The organism is Halosolutus gelatinilyticus (genome assembly GCF_023028105.1).
Lineage (GTDB): Archaea > Halobacteriota > Halobacteria > Halobacteriales > Natrialbaceae > Halosolutus > Halosolutus gelatinilyticus.
Window position 1 is genome coordinate 45,629 of record NZ_CP095493.1, and the last position, 17,118, is coordinate 62,746.

19 protein-coding genes are annotated in these 17,118 nt (G+C 66.6%); 10 read left to right on the forward strand and 9 right to left on the reverse strand.

The window, feature by feature from the left end; genetic code table 11:
* Window positions 1-67: 67 nt before the first annotated feature.
* Window positions 68-832 (reverse strand): peptidase M10A and M12B matrixin and adamalysin, encoded by a 765-nt coding sequence (locus tag MUH00_RS21645; protein ID WP_247004927.1) that lies wholly within the window; start codon window positions 830-832, stop codon window positions 68-70.
* Window positions 833-1,208: 376 nt separating this feature from the next.
* On the opposite strand from MUH00_RS21645, the gene MUH00_RS21650 reads away from it, so the two are divergent.
* Complete coding sequence (locus MUH00_RS21650) at window positions 1,209-1,547, forward strand: DUF8106 domain-containing protein (protein WP_247004928.1); 339 nt, start codon at window positions 1,209-1,211, stop codon at window positions 1,545-1,547.
* Window positions 1,548-1,817: 270 nt separating this feature from the next.
* Window positions 1,818-3,173 carry a type I glutamate--ammonia ligase gene (gene glnA, locus MUH00_RS21655; RefSeq protein ID WP_247004929.1) on the forward strand — a complete coding sequence of 452 codons (1,356 nt, stop codon included), beginning with the start codon at window positions 1,818-1,820 and terminating at the stop codon, window positions 3,171-3,173.
* A 39-nt stretch (window positions 3,174-3,212) separates the two neighbouring features.
* Here the strand turns inward: glnA and MUH00_RS21660 are convergent, their stop codons facing one another.
* Window positions 3,213-3,455 (reverse strand): MarR family transcriptional regulator, encoded by a 243-nt coding sequence (locus tag MUH00_RS21660; protein WP_247004930.1) that lies wholly within the window; start codon window positions 3,453-3,455, stop codon window positions 3,213-3,215.
* A 195-nt stretch (window positions 3,456-3,650) separates the two neighbouring features.
* On the opposite strand from MUH00_RS21660, the gene MUH00_RS21665 reads away from it, so the two are divergent.
* Window positions 3,651-4,037 (forward strand): hypothetical protein, encoded by a 387-nt coding sequence (locus tag MUH00_RS21665; protein ID WP_247004931.1) that lies wholly within the window; start codon window positions 3,651-3,653, stop codon window positions 4,035-4,037.
* 70 nt (window positions 4,038-4,107) lie between these two features.
* Here MUH00_RS21665 and MUH00_RS21670 read toward each other — a convergent pair whose 3' ends face one another.
* The 4 genes from MUH00_RS21670 to MUH00_RS21685 form a co-directional block, all read right to left on the reverse strand.
* Window positions 4,108-4,407, reverse strand: coding sequence for a hypothetical protein (locus MUH00_RS21670; protein ID WP_247004932.1), 300 nt, complete (start codon window positions 4,405-4,407; stop codon window positions 4,108-4,110).
* 145 nt (window positions 4,408-4,552) lie between these two features.
* Window positions 4,553-5,359, reverse strand: coding sequence for a metallophosphoesterase (locus MUH00_RS21675; protein WP_247004934.1), 807 nt, complete (start codon window positions 5,357-5,359; stop codon window positions 4,553-4,555).
* An 8-nt stretch (window positions 5,360-5,367) separates the two neighbouring features.
* Window positions 5,368-7,104 carry a hypothetical protein gene (locus tag MUH00_RS21680; RefSeq protein WP_247004936.1) on the reverse strand — a complete coding sequence of 579 codons (1,737 nt, stop codon included), beginning with the start codon at window positions 7,102-7,104 and terminating at the stop codon, window positions 5,368-5,370.
* A complete protein-coding gene (locus MUH00_RS21685) occupies window positions 7,101-8,372 on the reverse strand; it encodes a Single-stranded DNA binding protein (RefSeq protein ID WP_247004939.1) in 1,272 nt (423 codons plus the stop codon). Before MUH00_RS21685 ends, MUH00_RS21680 begins: the two co-directional genes overlap by 4 nt.
* Window positions 8,373-8,529: 157 nt before the next feature.
* On the opposite strand from MUH00_RS21685, the gene MUH00_RS21690 reads away from it, so the two are divergent.
* Both MUH00_RS21690 and MUH00_RS21695 read left to right on the forward strand, forming a co-directional pair.
* On the forward strand, window positions 8,530-9,402 hold the full coding sequence (locus tag MUH00_RS21690; protein WP_247004941.1) for a ZIP family metal transporter: 873 nt from the start codon (window positions 8,530-8,532) through the stop codon (window positions 9,400-9,402).
* A gap of 516 nt (window positions 9,403-9,918) precedes the next feature.
* Entirely contained in the window at window positions 9,919-10,584 is a 666-nt protein-coding gene (locus tag MUH00_RS21695) for a 2,5-diamino-6-(ribosylamino)-4(3H)-pyrimidinone 5'-phosphate reductase (RefSeq protein ID WP_247004943.1), read from the forward strand.
* 38 nt (window positions 10,585-10,622) lie between these two features.
* Here the strand turns inward: MUH00_RS21695 and msrA are convergent, their stop codons facing one another.
* From msrA to MUH00_RS21710, 3 genes are all read right to left on the reverse strand, one after another.
* Complete coding sequence (gene msrA / locus MUH00_RS21700) at window positions 10,623-11,153, reverse strand: peptide-methionine (S)-S-oxide reductase MsrA (protein WP_247004945.1); 531 nt, start codon at window positions 11,151-11,153, stop codon at window positions 10,623-10,625.
* A 160-nt stretch (window positions 11,154-11,313) separates the two neighbouring features.
* The gene (locus MUH00_RS21705; protein WP_247004946.1) at window positions 11,314-11,958 is read right to left on the reverse strand and encodes a cupredoxin domain-containing protein; all 645 of its coding nucleotides are present in this window, start codon (window positions 11,956-11,958) and stop codon (window positions 11,314-11,316) included.
* Window positions 11,959-12,354: 396 nt separating this feature from the next.
* Window positions 12,355-12,720, reverse strand: coding sequence for a helix-turn-helix domain-containing protein (locus MUH00_RS21710; protein ID WP_247004947.1), 366 nt, complete (start codon window positions 12,718-12,720; stop codon window positions 12,355-12,357).
* Window positions 12,721-12,843: 123 nt separating this feature from the next.
* Between MUH00_RS21710 and MUH00_RS21715 the strand changes: the two genes are divergently transcribed.
* The 5 genes from MUH00_RS21715 (at window position 12,844) to MUH00_RS21735 (ending at window position 17,068) form a co-directional block, all read left to right on the forward strand.
* Entirely contained in the window at window positions 12,844-13,533 is a 690-nt protein-coding gene (locus MUH00_RS21715; RefSeq protein ID WP_247004948.1) for a cob(I)yrinic acid a,c-diamide adenosyltransferase, read from the forward strand.
* A gap of 84 nt (window positions 13,534-13,617) precedes the next feature.
* Window positions 13,618-14,271 (forward strand): nucleotidyltransferase domain-containing protein, encoded by a 654-nt coding sequence (locus MUH00_RS21720; RefSeq protein WP_247004949.1) that lies wholly within the window; start codon window positions 13,618-13,620, stop codon window positions 14,269-14,271.
* Window positions 14,268-14,750, forward strand: a complete 483-nt coding sequence (locus MUH00_RS21725; protein ID WP_247004950.1) for a DUF8154 family protein — start codon at window positions 14,268-14,270, stop codon at window positions 14,748-14,750. The genes MUH00_RS21720 and MUH00_RS21725 overlap by 4 nt, the downstream gene beginning before the upstream one ends.
* Window positions 14,751-14,873: 123 nt before the next feature.
* The gene (locus MUH00_RS21730) at window positions 14,874-15,620 is read left to right on the forward strand and encodes an ABC transporter ATP-binding protein (protein ID WP_247004951.1); all 747 of its coding nucleotides are present in this window, start codon (window positions 14,874-14,876) and stop codon (window positions 15,618-15,620) included.
* A complete protein-coding gene (locus MUH00_RS21735) occupies window positions 15,605-17,068 on the forward strand; it encodes a hypothetical protein (RefSeq protein ID WP_425603077.1) in 1,464 nt (487 codons plus the stop codon). The genes MUH00_RS21730 and MUH00_RS21735 overlap by 16 nt, the downstream gene beginning before the upstream one ends.
* Window positions 17,069-17,118 lie beyond the last annotated feature (50 nt).

Genomic DNA, 17,118 nt, shown 5'->3' on the forward strand with positions numbered 1-17,118 from the left:
TCGGTTACGACGGTGGTGCGGCGTCCCGGATCGGCGTGTTGTCCGCGTTTCCTTCGCGTTCGAGTGGTTACGCCGGAAGACTGCCGCCGTACCGCGCCAGTTCGCGGCGCGCGCACGCCGAGAAGACGAGGTTGAGTCGGCGTTCGAGCCCGTCGGGGTCCGGATACGACGTGCCGCAGGCGGATTCGCTTCGATCGTGATCCGGGCTCCAGGCGTAGCTACTGAGCATCGGCGTCGACACGATGGCGTCGCCGTATCGGTAGGCGACGCCGTGCTTGTGGCCCAGCCCGAGCGCGTGACCGATCTCGTGCGCGAGAATCTGTATCGAGCGCGTCGGCGCCGCGTTCGGAACGATCTTCTGGCTCGCGTCGACGTCGTCCCTGGCGAGCAGGTCGTCGAACGGCGGGAGCGCCGCGAGGTGTCGAGCGCCGCCGACCGACGCGACGTGCGGGATCCCGTATCCGGTCGGTGCGGTGACCATCTGCCCGTCCGTGATCAGTACGTTAGCGTCGGCCGCGGGCTCGATATCCCGCCGACCGATCGCCCCGGACGCGACGATTCGAGGCCACTCCCCGCGGCTGGTGATTCGCGCACCGTCTTCGGTCGAAACCGATACGACGCCGCCGGCCGAGAGGTCGAGCGACCAGTGGTCGAAATCGAGCATCGACCCGAGGTACTCGAGGACGCGATCGATGACGCCGTCGTACGTCGCGGCGGTTTCCGAGAGCCAGACGCGCACCTCGAGGGTGGTTTTCGGTGTTCGCATCGCGTACCCGATCGTCGCGAGCGAACCGACCGTCCCGATCGCGCCGAGAAACGCACGCCGCTTCACGGGGGTGGTTCTCGCGGAGGAAGACAAGTAGGCGCCCGTTCACTCGTACACGCTTTATACGTCGTTCGACGAGGGAGCGGGAAGGGAGACGCGCGGGTTCGCCGGCTCGGGGGTTTCCACTCGTAGCTCGACGAGGCTCGTTGTCGGGACGTCGAAGTGGACGGACAGTCACGCGCCGCGGTTCCGGACGGGGCGATCGAAGCGTCGATTCCGTAGTCGTCGCCCCGGGTTCGGACGGAAATCGGCGGTCCACGCGCCGAACTCGACGGCGATCGCGCTGTGCCGGATCGCGACGGCAGCATACGATTCGAACGAATTCCGCATCGACGTTCGTGTTGGATAGATGCTTTCCCCTTCGAGCCCGTACCGGACGGTGATGACTCGTCCCGCCACCGAACGCGCGAGTAGTCAGCCAGCGCGACGCAAGTCACTGCTGTTCTGTCTGGAGTGCGACCACCGGAGCCCGATCGATGGCGATTGGCTCCGCGAAGAACGGGGTGAGTCCGTCGCCTACGTCTGCCCGGCGTGCGAGACCACGATCAGCGAACGGCCGCGATCGACCGAGCTCGAGTCGCGGCGACCCCGGGTTCAACCCGCAACCGCCTGGAGCCGAGTCCTGTACACCTCGATCGACGTCTGGCGTGCGAGCGTCGACGCGGGCCTCCTGAGCGTTGCGGCGATGACGCCAACCCGTCCTCGGCTCGATCGTGCGTAGTTCGATCGCACGTAACGTCGGTAACGCGGTTCTCCTTCCTCTCGACTTCGACGGTGTCACCGAGACGCCGTCAGCGGCCGACGACCGGTAATCGGGAGTCGAGCCACCACTTGTCCAGTTTTCGCCGCGGAATTTTCACGCCGCGACGCATCGGGGCGCCCTGCCTCCGGTTACATGTGGTCAAACGTCCAGCTTTATATCTAACTCAGCATATTTGCCAACGACAGCAGAGCTTTAATAGTGGAGATAGTCCGTTACGACGAATAAAAGATGACGGATGGGAGCTTAACGACCGCGGAAGAGGAGGTACTCGAAACGATCGACGCGGAGGACATCAACTTCCTTCGCCTGCAGTTTACCGACATTCTGGGTACGGTCAAGAACGTCTCGGTGCCGGCCCGGCAGGCCGAGAAGGCGTTTATCGAGGGGATTTACTTCGACGGATCGTCGATCGAGGGCTTCGTGCGGATTCAGGAGTCGGACATGCGCCTCGTGCCCGACCCGGAAACGTTCGCGATCCTTCCGTGGAGAAACCACGACGACGGCGCCTCGGCGCGGATGATCTGCGACGTCTACGACACCTCCACGGGCGAACCGTTCGAGGGAGACCCCCGATACGTCTTGAAGAACGCGCTCGAGCGTGCCGACGAAATGGGATACACGGTCAACGCCGCACCCGAACCCGAATTCTTCCTGTTCGAGGAGGACGAGGAGGGGCGCGCGACGACCGAGACCAACGACGCCGGCGGCTACTTCGACCTCGCGCCCAAGGACCTGGCGAGCGACGTTCGCCGCGACATCATCTACGGCCTCGAGGACATGGGCTTCGAAGTCGAGGCGAGCCACCACGAGGTCGCCGAAGGCCAACACGAGATCAACTTCACCTACGACGACGCCCTCGCGACCGCCGACAACGTCGCCACATTCCGCATCGTCGTCCGCGCGATCGCCGCCGAACACGACCTCCACGCGACGTTCATGCCGAAGCCGATCCCGCGGATCAACGGCTCGGGGATGCACACCCACATCTCGCTGTTCACCGACGACGGCGAGAACGCCTTCCACGACGACGACGACGAGTTCAACCTCTCCGAGACCGCCCGCTCGTTCCTCGCGGGAATCCTCGAACACGCGCCGGCGATCACGGCCGTCGCCAACCCGACGGTCAACAGCTACAAACGGCTGGTGCCGGGCTACGAGGCGCCCGTCTACGTCGCCTGGTCCGACCGCAACCGATCGGCGCTGATCCGCAAGCCGGCCGCGCGCGTCCCCGCGGCCTCGCGCGTCGAACTGCGCTCGCCGGACCCGTCGTGTAACCCCTACCTCGCGATCGCGGTCATGATCCACGCCGGCCTCGACGGCATCGAACGGGGCCTCGAAGCGCCCGACCCGGTCCGCGAGAACATCTACGAGTTCGACGAGCGGAAACGCGAAGCGTACGGTATCGATACGCTGCCGTCGAACCTCGGCGAAGCGGTCGACGCCCTCGAGGCGGACGAGGCCATCTACGCCGCGCTGGGCGAGCACATCGGTCCGAAGTTCGTGGAAGCCAAGCGCGCGGAGTTCCAGGACTACCTCGTCGACGTCTCCCGGTGGGAGCTCGATCGCTACCTCGAGACGTTCTAAGGAACCCGGTCCGCTTCGGCGGCTCCCGACGCGCGCCGATTACGCGACGACGTACGCGTCGTCCCGCTCTTCGACGTGCCCGGCGCTGGCCAGCGTCTCGAGCAAACTCAGGATGGCGATCTTCTTCATCGACAGTGTTTCACTCATCTCGTCGGCCGTCGCCCCGCCGGTCGCCGAGAGGTACAGGTACACGAGCTTCGCCTGCGCCGATTCGAGGTCGTCCGGAATCGGTTCGATCGCCTCCGGGGAGAGCCGATGCTGTTGGTGTCGTCGAACCGTCATTATTCGATCGAGAGGACCACCTTCGGATATATAAATTTCCGTTCTAATTGAGTTTATATCGTTTTTGAGGTATTAATATGCGGATCGTTCGCACCCATCCACTTCGCGAACCGGGCGCGGCGCTCGCGATCGGCGGACGGATTCGCCGTCCCGTTCGAAGGGCGTTTTACCGTCGTCGTCCCACGTCCGAACGGGATGACGAGAACCGATCGACCGACGCCGCCGCCGGAACTCGACGACGACCTTCGCGCGTTCCTCGAGGCGCTGGGGGAGGCGGACCTCGAGACGCTTCGTACCGTCGCGACCTACGTGGACGAGCTGGTCGCCTGGACCGACGCCGAACGGAACGCCGAATCCGGGTCGTCGACCGGATCCGACGAGGCGACCGCCGGTCACCGCGATCGGTCCGCCGACGAGGAAGCGAGCGGGAGCGAGGATCCGCCCGATGATCCGCCGTTCCCGGACGACGTTCCCGACGGTGCCAGCGTCTCGGTGGACGAAATAGCGGGCACGACGTACTACTACTTCCAGTGGCGCGAGGGCGACGAGATCCGGTCGAAGACGGTGGCTCGCGACGAGTGACGACGCGACCGCCGATCGGTAGAGACGCGAAACGCCGGCCGCGACGGTCGGTACTTCCGAACGGTCGCCGTCACTCGGCACCGAGCTCGTCGTCGTCGATTCGAACGACCGCCAGTTCGTCCCGATCGCCGAGCAGTCGGAACGCGAACCCTCCGTCGGTGCGTTCGACCTGGAGGTCAATCGTCGTGACGTCGGCGGTCACTTCTTCGGTGTACGACGGCCCGTTCCCGGCCTCGTCCGGGCCGATCGCGTAATCGTCGTAGGAGACGTGCGTCGAGTCCTCGATCAGGTCGTCCTCGCCGTAGACGTCCGCGTCGATCCCGCTTCCCTCGACTTCCTCGATCTCGAGGCGGTAGGTCGAAAGCGACATACGCCGCGTTTCTCGCGGCCGGAGGATGGCCATTCGGCTTACATGCGCTTGCGACCGGCCCTCGGCCGCGTTCGTCGAGCCGCTCGGAGGAATCCGGCTCCTCGCTCGGCGCGAGCGCCCCGCTCCGCTGCCGCGCCGATCGGTGCTACACCGATCGGTACGAGCCGAGCCGGGTTCCATCGAGCAGGTACGCCTCGCCGTCGACCAGCCCCGCCGGCAGAAACGGGGCGAGAAACGACTGGCCGGGGACGTTGATCCAGGTGCCGCCGACCAGGTCGTTGAACGCCGGCACGACGACCACCCGCGGCGGGCGCGGGGACTCGGCTCCCGGGGAGAGCCAGGGGAGGCCGTCGTACGCCGGCCGATCGCGAAACGGTTCCGGGGTGAGGCGGCCGCGAAGCCACGCCCGTTCGACGCGACTGCCGCCGACTTCGTCTTCGAGGCGGACGCACGGGTGCTCGTGTCCCAGACAGACCACGTCGCAGTCGAGCACCTCCGGCGTCGGCCACGTGTGCCCGTGACAGACGCCGACGCGGTCCAGCGCGACCCCCTCTCCGGGGACGACCGCGGCGTCGTCGAGCCAGGTTTCGATCCCGCCGTCGTGGTTCCCCTTGACGACCGTCACCTCGAGCTCCGCCGGCAGCGATTCGAACAGCACCTCGAGTTCGCCGCGCTCCGCGCCGCCCGGATCGCCGATCGAGTGCATGAGGTCGCCGAGGACTACGAGTCGCCCGGGCGCGGTCCGCTCGATCAGCCCCAGGAGTTGCTCGCGGCGATCGGCGGCCCTGCTGGGGACGTCGACGCCGCGCTCGTATCGGAGTCCGGCCTCGTAGCCGGCGTGGTAGTCGGCGACGAGCAGCGTCCGATCGTCTCCGATCGTCGCCGTCGCGGCCGGTTCGCCCGGAACGGGTTCGACGCGGGCCGGTGACGTCCGGGGCCGGTCGTCCGTCATCGATCGCGTTAGATCGCCTTCAGCGTCCCGTCGTCGGGTTCGTAACACTGTCCGCCCATGAGCGCGTCCTGGATGGCGTCTTCGACTTCGCCCTCGCTCGCCCCGGTATCGGCGGCGACTGCCTCGACGAGTTCGGCGCGATCGGCACCCGAGCCGTCGTCGAGCTCCTCCATCGTCTCGACGACGAACGACTCCAGATCGACGTCCTCCGCGGCCGGTGCATCTTCGTCCGCATCAGTCTCGTCTTCATCGACTTCGTCTTCGTCGGCTCCCGTCGATTCCTCGCCGTCGATTTCTGGAGCGGATTCCGCTTCGGGATCTTCGAGCTCGTCGTCTGCGACGTCTTCCTCGTCCGCTGTCGTCTCTGCGTCAGCTTCGGCGTCCGTCGGTTCGCCGTCGAGACTCGACTCCGGCGGCGCGCCGAGGTCATCGGCATCGGATTCGGACGCGCTCGCGGCGGACTCGCTGCCGTCGTCCGCCGGTTCTTCGGCGGGCGACGAGGTATCGATCTCCGACTCGCCCGGCTCGTCCACGTCCGCACCGGTGGTGAACTCGGTGCCGTACTCCTCCTCGATCTGTTCGCGCTCCTCCTCGTCCATCTCGTACATGCCGCCGTCGAAGTCGCCGATATCGCCGTCGGTCGAATCGACCGCGTCGGCTTCGTCGGCCGCATCGGCGTCGACGTCGCCGGTCTCGGCGTCCGTCTCGTCGATCGCCCCGTCGTCGCTTCCGGAGCTATCCCCGTCGAAATCGCCGAGATCGTCGGTCTCGGCCGATTCGCCGGTTTCGGCGGCTGCGTCGATCGCCGACTCCGACTCCGACTCCCCGTCGCTCCCGGTCGATTCGGGGGCGGCGCTCGCCGTTCCGGCGGCCGATCCGCTGGCGGTCGCCGCGACCGGTTCGGCTTCGGGTTCTTCCGCGTCGGACTCGTCGGCTGCGTCGCCCTTGGACTCGGCAGCCGAGTCGTCGATCGCCTCGACGTCGGCCGCGTCGACGTCCGCGAGGGTCGCGAGGTCGCCGAACGTCCCGCCGATCTCGGGACTGGACGCGTCCGGATTCAGGGTGAGGCCGCTCACCTGCTCGCGATCGCCCGCGACGACCTCGACGGCCTCGATCGCGCAGTCGCGCAGGGCGGCGAGGTAGTCGGCCGTCGTCCCGTAGTGGTCTCTGGCGAGCGGAATCCCCGAGGCGAGCCCGCGGTCGACGCCGGCCTCGCGCAGCGCCGCCGTCAGCGCGTCGTCGCTGGCGTCGCGTTCGGCGACCCCGGCGTAGGTACCGATCCGGTCGAGGGTCTGCTCGGCGGCGCTGACGACCCAGCGATCGCGCGTGTCGGCGTCGACGGGCGCGATGCTCTCGGGGCGGATCGACGTGTAGACCCGATCGGAGTCGTCGGGCTGGTAGGTCCGGGCCTTGCCGGTCACAGCGACGAACACCGGCGGTTCGAGCTGTTCGAGGGCGGCCAGTTCGTCGGGCTGGTACTGGCCGGCGTAGACGACGAACGCGCCCGTCGGATCGACGACGCGCGCGCGGAGCATCTCGTCGTTGACCGCCGTCACCTCGGTGAGCGTCCCGACGGCGAAGAGTCGGTTGAGTCGGGCCCCGGTCGGCGTGATCACGTAGTTGGGGGCGCGTTCCTCGTCGCTTTCGGCGTACGACAGCGACGCGTCGTCGTACTCGGCGGCGAAGAGACGGTAGGCGATCTCGCGCCCCGGAATCTCCTCGTCGCCGTCGCCGTTTGCGCTCATGCTCGCACCTCCTCGAGGAATGCCGCGGCGCGTGCGGCCGGATCGTCGTCGCTTTCGTCGAACGATTCGGCGTCGAGGTTCGCCCCGTACTCGTCGACCGAGAGGTGACCACGAATGCGGTACTCGCGGCCGACGATTCGATCGCGGATCTCGTCGGCGACGACTTCCTGATCCATCGCTTCGCGGGCCTGCTCGAGGGCGTCCTCGAGCGTCCCGCCGTAGACGTCCTCGGTCAGATCGTCGTCGAGGACGACCGTCACCGTACCGGTGCCGTCGTCGAGGATCGCCTTCACGCGCAGGTCGTCGATGCCGTCGACGTTCCCGTGGGTGCGACACTGCCCCTTCTGGATGACGCGGTAACACTCCGGACAGCGCTGGATGAGCCCGGAGCCGTCGCGGACCGCGATCGCGTTCCCGACGAGTTCGACGTCGTAGATGCCGCCGGTGCGGACCGCCTCGCCGACCTCCATCGTCGTCGCGTCCGCGCCGACCTCGATCTCGCGATCGAGCGGCGTCACGGTCGAGAACTCGGAGACGTTGATCTCGGGGACGCCCCGGAACTCCTGGACGTAGGCGTTCTCGATGCGGACGGGCCCGCCCTCCTCGATCGCCGGCGCCGGATCCCAGTTCGTGAACGGCAACCGGCCGCTCTCGTCGCCGAAGACGCCGCTGAGGATCTCCGTCTCGCCGTCCCGCCCGTCGATCGTCCGTCGCTCGTACTCGAGGACGTCAACCTCGACGTTCACGGCGCGATCGCCGGTCTGGAGGTCGGCCAGTTGCGCGTCGCCGCCGATCTCGTGGTCGACGTCGATCGCCTCGTCGACGAACGACAGCGAGGTGCTCTCGCCGAGGTTAAGCTCGGGTTCGCCGTCCCATTCGCGGACGCCCGCGTTGCCCGCGGTGATCGTGTTGCCGGGCGAGAGGCCGAAGTCCTCCCAGGCGGTGTAATCGATCGCGCCGGTTTCGTCGGCGATCCGTCCCTCGACGATGACGTGATCGTCGCCCTGATAGCGGATCGATCGCTCGCCCGCCGCGAGGACGACGCCCGTCACGGTGACGTTGCCGTCATCGGGCGTGATGTCGCCGATCTCCTTGGCGGCGGGCGCGCCGCCACCGCTGCTTCCGCCGCCGTACTTGCGGCGCAGGCTCTGTTTCGCTTCGTTGATCGGGACGCTGTACTCCACCAGGTTCTGCAGGTCAGCTTTGACCTCCTCTTTGTCGACGCCGAGGTCGGAGGCAAGATCCTCGGCATGATCATCGAGTTCCATCAGTGGCCATTCGAGTGGGGGATTAAAAAGCGTTCCCGCGGGGCGGTGAAAGTGAAGCTCCTCGATCCGGGTCCCGGGACGTTCCGGATCGCGATCCGGCGGGTGCGCGGACGGATCCGCGATGATTTAATAAGCGATCGGCGAAACCGGTGTAGACGTGGCTTCGATCGTCGATGTCGTCGCAATCGCCCTGCTCGCGGGTGCCGCAACGGGTCTCGGTGCGCTGCCGATCCTCGTTACGGACCGCATCAGCCACCGGTTCTACGACGCCGCGATCGGTCTCGCGGCCGGAATCATGTTCGGCGCGGCCGTCTTCGCGCTCGTGGTGCCCGGCCTCGAGTTCGGGTCGCTGTGGGAGGTCGTCGTCGGCATCGTCGCCGGCGCCGCGTTCCTCCTCGCTGGAAACCGACTCCTTCCGCACGTCCACCTCGTGATGACCGGCGAGGGCGATCGGACGTTTCCGCCGTCGACCGCCGCCGAGGAGGTCATCGAACCCGAGGATATCATCGAAGCCGTGGTGGCCGCTGAGGCAAACGGCTCCCGATCCGAAGGCGACGGAGCAGCGGCGGACGTCGACTCGAACGCGCGACGGGCGATCCTGGTCGGGAGCGCGATCACGATCCACAACGTTCCCGAGGGGCTGGCGATCGGCATCGCCTTCGCGGGCGGTCTGGAGGCCGTCGGCGTCGCGCTCGCCCTCGCCATCGCGATCCAGAACGTCCCCGACGGGTTTGCGATGGCCGTTCCAGCGAGCCAGACGGACCTCTCGAAACTGAAGACCATCCTGTACACGACGCTGTCGGGCGCGATTCCCGAACCGATCGCGGCGGCGTTCGGATTCGCCCTCGTCGCGCTCGTCACCGGGCTCTTTCCGATCGCCGCGGGGTTCGCCGCCGGGACGATGATGGCCGTCATCTTCCGGGAGCTGATCCCCACCAGTCACGGCCACGGGTACGCAGATATCGCCACCCTGACGTTCGTCGTCGGCTTCGTCGTCATGGTGATCGTCGACGTCGGGCTGGCCGTCTGAGCGCGCCGCTTCGTCTCCCGCAGATCCCGGAAACCCGAGCATACGAGACCGAACGGCTAAAATCCGAAACGAAGTCGTTACCAGCGGGAAATCGTATGGCATTCGGGTATACGAACGGGCAACCGGACCGTGATCAACGGTCGAGATCGCCGCGGGGTTTCCGACAACTATCCCCGGACGCTACGACCAGTATTATCGAACGCGACCGTTTACCTGCTCGTATGGTTGCCCTGTCCGCGCGGTTCGAAGCGTTCCGCGAGTCGCAACTCGCACAGGTGATCGGGTCGGTCGGGTTTCTCCTCGCAACCGGGATATAGACCACGAAGCACGTGGCGGATCGATCGTCGGTTTCGCTGGTGTTAGCACTCTTCTTCGGACTTGTCGGAATCCGTGGACTGTATCGTGGAGGTAGTGGCGAGTTCGGGTGACGTCGCGGACGGAGTTGGCGCCTTTCGTCTTCACGAGCGTTCGGTCTTCACGCGGTGTCTTCTTTAGGGCCGCTCTCGCAGTGTGGGTATGCACGTGGTCGTCAACGCCGCGATGAGCGCGGACGGCAAACTCTCGTCGCGACGCCGGGAGCAGATCGCCATCAGCGGCGACGAGGACTTCGCCCGCGTCGATCGGCTTCGGGCCGACAGCGATGCCGTCGTCGTCGGCGTCGGGACCGTCCTCGCGGACGATCCGCACCTCACGGTCAAAGACGAGACGCTCCGGGGGGAGCGCCGCGACGCCAGCCGCCCGGCCAATCCGGCCCGGGTAGTCGTGGATTCGACGGGGCGAACGCCGCTGGACGCGGCGATCCTCGACGACGCGGCGTCGACGTACCTCTGCGTGAGCGAGTCCGCGCCCGTCGATCGCCGGCTGGAACTCGCCGATCGCGCAAAGCTGGTGACGGCGGGCGACGATCGGGTCGATCTGATGCGGGCGTTCTCGGCGCTCCGGGACGCCGGCCTCGAACGGATCATGGTCGAGGGCGGCGGCGAACTCATCTTCTCGCTGTTCGCGGCCGGACTGGTCGACGAACTCCGCGCGTTCGTCGGTCCGACGGTGATCGGCGGCCGCGACGCGCCCACGCTGGCGGACGGCGAGGGGTTCGTCGAGAATTTCCCGGCGCTCGAACTCGTCAACGCCGAGCCGCTCGACGACGGCGTGCTCCTGCGGTGGCGAACGGACGCCGAGTGACGGCGCCCGCTATCGACCCAAAAACCGCCTCGATCGGCTCACGCCCGTTCGAGTTTCGCGTCGAACGTCTCGCGCACCTTTTCGACCTTCGGCGCAGCGTGCATCCGGCAGTAGGCGTCCTGCGGGTTCTTCTCGAAGTAATCCTGGTGGTACTCCTCTGCGGGATAGAACGTCTCGAGCGGCTCCAGTTCGGTGACGACGTCGTCGTCGTACTCCTCGTCGAGCGCCTCGACGTACGCGTCGGCCTGCTCGCGCTGCGCGTCGGTTTCGTAGAGGACGATCGATCGGTACTGCGATCCGACGTCGGGCCCCTGCCGGTTCAATTGAGTCGGATCGTGGATCGTGAAGAAGATCTCGAGGAGGTCGTCGTAGCCGATCGTCTCGGGATCGTACTCGACCCGAACGACCTCCGCGTGACCGGTCTCACCGGAGCAAACCTCCCGGTAGGTCGGGTCGTCGGTGCGACCGCCGGCGTACCCCGAGGTGACGGAGTCGACCCCGTCGAGTTCCTTGAACGCCGCTTCGATGCACCAGAAACAGCCGCCGCCGAACGTCGCGGTGTCGGTCATGTGCGATACTTAGCCCCTGAATCGTATGTAGTTGACGCGGATCGATCCAGGCGGCGGCCTGTCGCGCGTACGCTAGCCTCACATCATCGCGCCGTGAAGCGCGTCAGATCGGGCCGCTCTCGGCCAGCGTTCGAGTTCGAGGTCGACGAGAATCGGGTCGTTACTCGGACTCGTTTCCGCCTCCCGTTTCGTTGCCGCCCTCGGTCTCGTTTCCGCCTTCGGTTTCGTTTCCTTCGGTTTCGTTTCCTTCGGTCTCGTTCCCGCCACCGCCGCCACCGCCGCTTTCGACCTGGATCTCGCCGTTCATCGTCCCCTCGTGGGGCTGGCAGACGTACTGGGTCATCTCGCTTGTGACCTCGTCGACCGTGAGCGTCTGGGTCTCGCCCTGTTGGTCCATGACCTCGGTCGAGTAGTCGTCGACGACTTCGTCGTTGTCGTTGCGGATCTCGATGTTGTGACCCTGGCCGTCGAGGTTCTCCCAGGTGATGTCGTACGATTCGCCTTCCTGCAGGACAAGCGTCGGATTCGTCTGGTCGGCGATCTGATCGGGTGCTTGTCCCTGCCATCCCTGGACCTCGCCACCGAGTTCGATCTCCGTTCCGGACTCGATCAGTTCGCTACTGCCGCCGCCGCCTCCGCCGCCGTCACCGCCATCACCGCCGCCGTCACCGCCATCACCGCCATCGCCGCCGCCACCGCCTCCGCCGTCTGTACAGCCTGCGGCCAACGGGGCGACGGCGGCGGCGCCTGCTAGTTTGAGGACGGTTCGTCGGTCGGGCAGAGTGTCTTGGGTCTCTTCCCCCATGCGAACCCCTTCTGAGTGCCCATAGTTAAAATCCAACCAAGCAATGGCGGATAATCAGTGCATTATGCAAGAAGTGAGCAAATTACTATAAAAGCATCTATCAAATATCGTGAAAGACTCGAAAGTATATACAAACGAATCCGGTGCTGGGCCCCTCGGAGAGCCGTCGGGAGGTCAGCGCCGAACGGCGTCCATCGAGCGACGCGGACCGTCACGTACGATTCGCACAGCGTAGACCGTTTACGGCGTCTCCGTTCAGCGCGGTGTACAGCACCGGTCGGAAGCACCGAACGGGTCGATCGCCGACGAAACCGCCGAGCACGGCTACCGAACTCGAGCGAGCGAACCCGGCTGCGATCGCCGGCCTGGGGAGATCAGCGGTCGACGTGCGGGTCGTTAGAACTCCCGGGTCACGTCGGCCCAGAGATCGAGCGACCGCCGGTTCGATCGGGTGATATCGACGCGAAACTCCTGCTGGTCGTCGAGGTCGATGGAGACGCGATCGAAATCGACCGCGTACCTGGACTTGCGGTGGCGGCCGCGACGAACCCCGTCGGTTTCGGCGACGAGCCGCGCGTCGGTGAGGCGATCGAGTTTCCGGTAGGTCGACGACAGCGGAAGCTCGGCCGCCTCCGAGATCTCCGGGACCGTCATCGGCTGCTCGAGAACGGCGATGATGGTCCGACAGTCCTCGTCGTCCAGGACGGTGATGACGTCCCGAAACGGAGGCGCGTCGTCGGGCGGAGAGATCTCGAGTGACATCTGACGCGGATCGGTTCGCACCGGAGCCTAAAGACACGTTTGATCGTGACGCGCTCGTCACCGTTCGGAGCCGAGTGGAACCGATGCCGTAGCTACATATACGGCGGGATCGACGCCACTCGTATGAGCGACGATCGGACGCCCGACTCGACGATCGAGAACACGCCCGGCCAGGGACGAACGCCGACGCCCGAGCGGATCGAACCGTCCGCACCGGCGGAGTTCGGCCTCGTGCAGGTCTGGTGGGGTGACGGCAAGGGCAAGACGACGGCCACGCTCGGGATGGGAATGCGCGCGGCCGGTCACGGCTACCGCGTCCACGTGCTCCAGTTCATGAAGGGCGGTGCGTCGAGCGTCGACGCCGTCCGCGGCGAGTACAACGCGATCGCAACCCTGCCGGGGATCAGCTACGAGAACCTCGGCCACTACGGCTGGCACGGAATGGCCGACGGCTCCGCCGAAGAGGATCACGAGGCGGAGGCGCAGGCGGGGCTCGAACGGGCCCGCGAACTGCTCGACGCGGCGGCCGACGCCGCCCTCGACGAACCGATCCCGCTCGACGCCGACCCCGAGGTGGGGATGCACATGCTCGTTCTCGACGAGATCCTCTACGCCGCCGATCGGGGCCTCGTCGGCGAGGACGACGTGCTCGATCTCGTCGAATCGAAACCGGCCGACCTCGAACTGGTCCTTTCCGGGAGCCACGTCGAACCCGAGTACCTCGCGGACGTCGCTGATCTCATCACGAACGTCCGGAAGGTGAAACACCCGATCGAAGGGGGTCAGCGCGCGCGTCGCGGAACCGAGTTCTAACTGTTCGTCCGTTCTCGCGTCACCGCCCCGACTCGGCGGGATAAATGTTATGTGTGATGTAATGCATTACATAGAGCATAACGAATGAGCGTCGAAGTACGACTGCCCCTTCCCGACGAGCAGGTCTTCCGGTACGGGGCGATGGACGACAGCATCGAGATACTCGCCCGGAACCCGTCGGAGGAATTCTCGAACCGAGAGCTGCAGCGACTCACCGGATACGGCGGCCCCAGCGTCTCGAAGGCGCTCTCGCTGCTCGAAGCGATGGGGGTGGTCGTCAGACGCGACGCCGGGAACCGAACGCTCTACCGGATCGACGAGCGGCGGTTACGCGAGCCGGACGATCCGCTCCTCGAAATCCCACAGCCGTCATTTCGAGAACCGCTGCGGCGGTTCGTCCGGCGTCTCGACGACGAGCTGGATTCGATCGCCGGGATCGTCTGCTTCGGCAGCGTCGCCCGCGGCGAGGCCGATCGCGCGAGCGACGTCGACGTCTTCGTCCTCGTCGCCGACGAGGAGGCGGTCTCCGCGCGGCGAACCGTCGCGGACGTCGTTCGAGACCTGGAGGCGGAACCGATCGACGGCGATCGGTACGAGTTCGAGGTCTTTGTCGAGTCGCCCGAGAGCGCCCGCAAGCGAGGCGCGGATCTCCGGCCGATATTCCGGGAGGGAGTCACCCTGGTCGAGAGCGAGACGCTGCGGCGAGTGAAACACGAGATCTTCGGGGTGGCAGAATGACCTCCAGGGAACTCGAAGCGGCGCTCGCGGACGCGGAGGACGCGTTCCAGCGAAAGCCCGAAAACCCGGAGGTGGGGCTCGAGTACGTCTCCGATCCGGCTCTCATCCAGCTTCGGAAGGCGTGTCGCCTCCTCGACGCCGCCGGCTTCCTCCGCGATCGAAACGGACACTTCACGGTCATCATCGAGAGCTCGTTTGTCGCGATCGAGCGATCGATCCAGTTCTACGTCGAGGAGAAGGGGTACGACGTCGCCGGCCAGCGCCACACCGAGGTGTACGAACTGGGAGTCCGCGCCGGCCTATTTTCGCGGGACGTCGCCGATCGGCTCGAAGCGCTCTGGATCGAGAACCGATCGGAATCGTACTACCGAACCGGCGTGGCCGGCGAGTACCGCGCGCGAACGATCCACGAACTCGCAACGCGACTCCACGACGAGATCGTCCGGTTGACCCGGACGCGAGACTGCATTTGCGAGTGACCGGCGCTGACCGGTACCGAGGACGGCGGGTCTACGTATTCGGGAGTTCGCGGATCGAAGAAGGCGCAGCGGGACAGGTGCCAGCACAGTTATTACCGATCAACCGAAATGTCGCGATAGCTGATGGGTGTCATACGCGCTACCGACCTACGGAAGTCGTACGGGACCGTCGACGCGTTAGACGGGCTGAGTTTCGCGGTCGATCGGGGCGAACTGTTCGGATTCTTGGGTCCGAACGGGGCCGGGAAGACGTCCACGATCCGCGTGCTGACGGGGCAGATCGAACCCGACGCCGGTGAGGTCAGCGTTCTCGGCGTCGACCCGGTCGAACGGCCGATCGAGACGCGTCGTCGGGCGGGAATCTTGCCGGAGCAGGCGTCGCCGCCGAGTTTCCTCACGCCGCGGGAGTACCTGGAGTTCGTCGGCGAGGTTCGGGGTCTCGACCCCGATCGCGTGGCCGATCGAGCCGGCCGGTGGGCCGAGCGGCTCGGATTCGAGAGCAAGCTCGATACGCTCCACACGGATCTCTCGCGGGGCCAACAGCAGAAGGTGATGATCGCCCAGGCGTTCCTGCACGAACCCGACGTCGTGTTCATCGACGAGCCGCTCGCGAACCTCGACCCGCTCGTCCAGGAGCAGGTCAAGGCGTTTCTCGTCGGCTACGCGGCCGCGGACAACGCCGTCTTCGTCTCGACGCACAACATCGAGGTCGCCGAGGCGATCTGTACCCGCGTCGGGATCGTCGCCGACGGGCGGCTGGTCGCCGAACGATCGGTTTCGGATGCCACCGACGCGTCGCTTCTCGAGTTGTTCCTCGATCGCGTCTCCGACGAAGCGGCTCGCGATCTCCCCGCATGCTCGACAGCATGAGTCGATCGACGCCCCGGCCGTCGACGATCGACCGGACGCTGTTCCGGGCGCTCGTTCGCGAGGAGTGGCGGCTTCACACCCGGCTGTTCGGCGGCTGGCGCTTCGCGCTGTTTCCGGTCATGGTCGCCGTACTGGCCGGTCTCGGTGGGCTCGCGCTTCTCGCGAACGGCACCACGACCGGGACGGTCGTCACCGGGTTGCACGTGCTCGCGCTCGGGTTCGGCCTCTACAGCGGGACGGCCGGTTTCGTCGGCTCGGACATGCTCGAGAACGTCTTTGGGGACCTCTCGCTCGTCCTCGCGTCGTCGACCACCCTTCCGATCGGGCGCAGACGGTTGCTCGGCCTCTTCCTGCTGAAAGACGGGCTCTTCTACGCGCTCGTCTTCGTCCTCCCGATGGCGATCGGCGCCGGACCGCTTCTGGGGCTTACCGCGGGCACCCCGTTCGCCGTCGCGACGCTCTGGACGTCCCTCACGATCGTCTTCGCGGCCGGAATGGCGATCACCGTCATGCTGATCGCCGTCCGGACGCGGGGCGTTTCCGTGCGGGCGATCGTGGCCGCGGTCGGTGTAGCGATAGCGCTCGCCGTACTCTCGGGCCGGGACGAGCTCGCCGTGGTCACGGCCGCGATCGTTCCGATCGAGTCGCCCGCGATCGGCGCCGCGTTAACGGTCGGGACGATCGCTGTCGGAGCGATCGCGCTGGCCGTCTACGACCCGACGTACGGCCGCCCCGCCCGGACGGCTAGCGACGGGTTTGCCCGTCGAAACGGCCCGGTTCTCGCCGCGGAGGAGCCGTTAGTCAGGAAGGCCCTTCTCGACCTGGCTCGGTCGTCCGGCGGCGTCTGGAAGCCGTTCGTCTCGGTCGGGATCCTCCTGTCGCTCGTCGCCGCGCTGGTCGGGGTCGTCGACTCGATCACCGGCGTCGAGCCCGCGCCGGGCGTGTTCTTCGGCGGCGTTCTCGGACTGTCGGCGTTCACGACGTACAACTGGCTCACGCAGTTCGACTCGGTCGAATCGTACCTCGCGTACCCGGTGTCGGTCGCGGACGTGTTCGACGCGAAACGCGCGGCGTTCGTCCTCGTCGGGGCGCCGGCGGTCGCCGCGCCGTACCTCGTGGCCGTGGTCTGGTTCGAGGCCACCCTCGTCGACGCCGTCGCGGGCGCGGTTCTGCTCGCCGGCTACGCGCTGTACTACTACGGCCTCACGGTGTACATCGCCGGCTTCGATCCGAACGAGTTCCTGTTCGACGCGGTCCGGTTCGCGCAGTTCACCGCCGGCGTCGCCCTCCCGCTCGTCCCGACGCTGGTCGCGGGGTTCGTCGTCGGTCCGCCGTCGCCGCCGATCGCCCTCGCGATCGCACTTTCGGGCGTCGGCGTCGGGGCCATCGGCTGGGTACTCTCGAGCCGGGCCGGACCGCGGTGGGAACGGCGTCACCGAACCGGATGACGCCTCGAGATCGTGCGGCTTCGCTCGGCTGATCCCGAGCGCGTCGACGC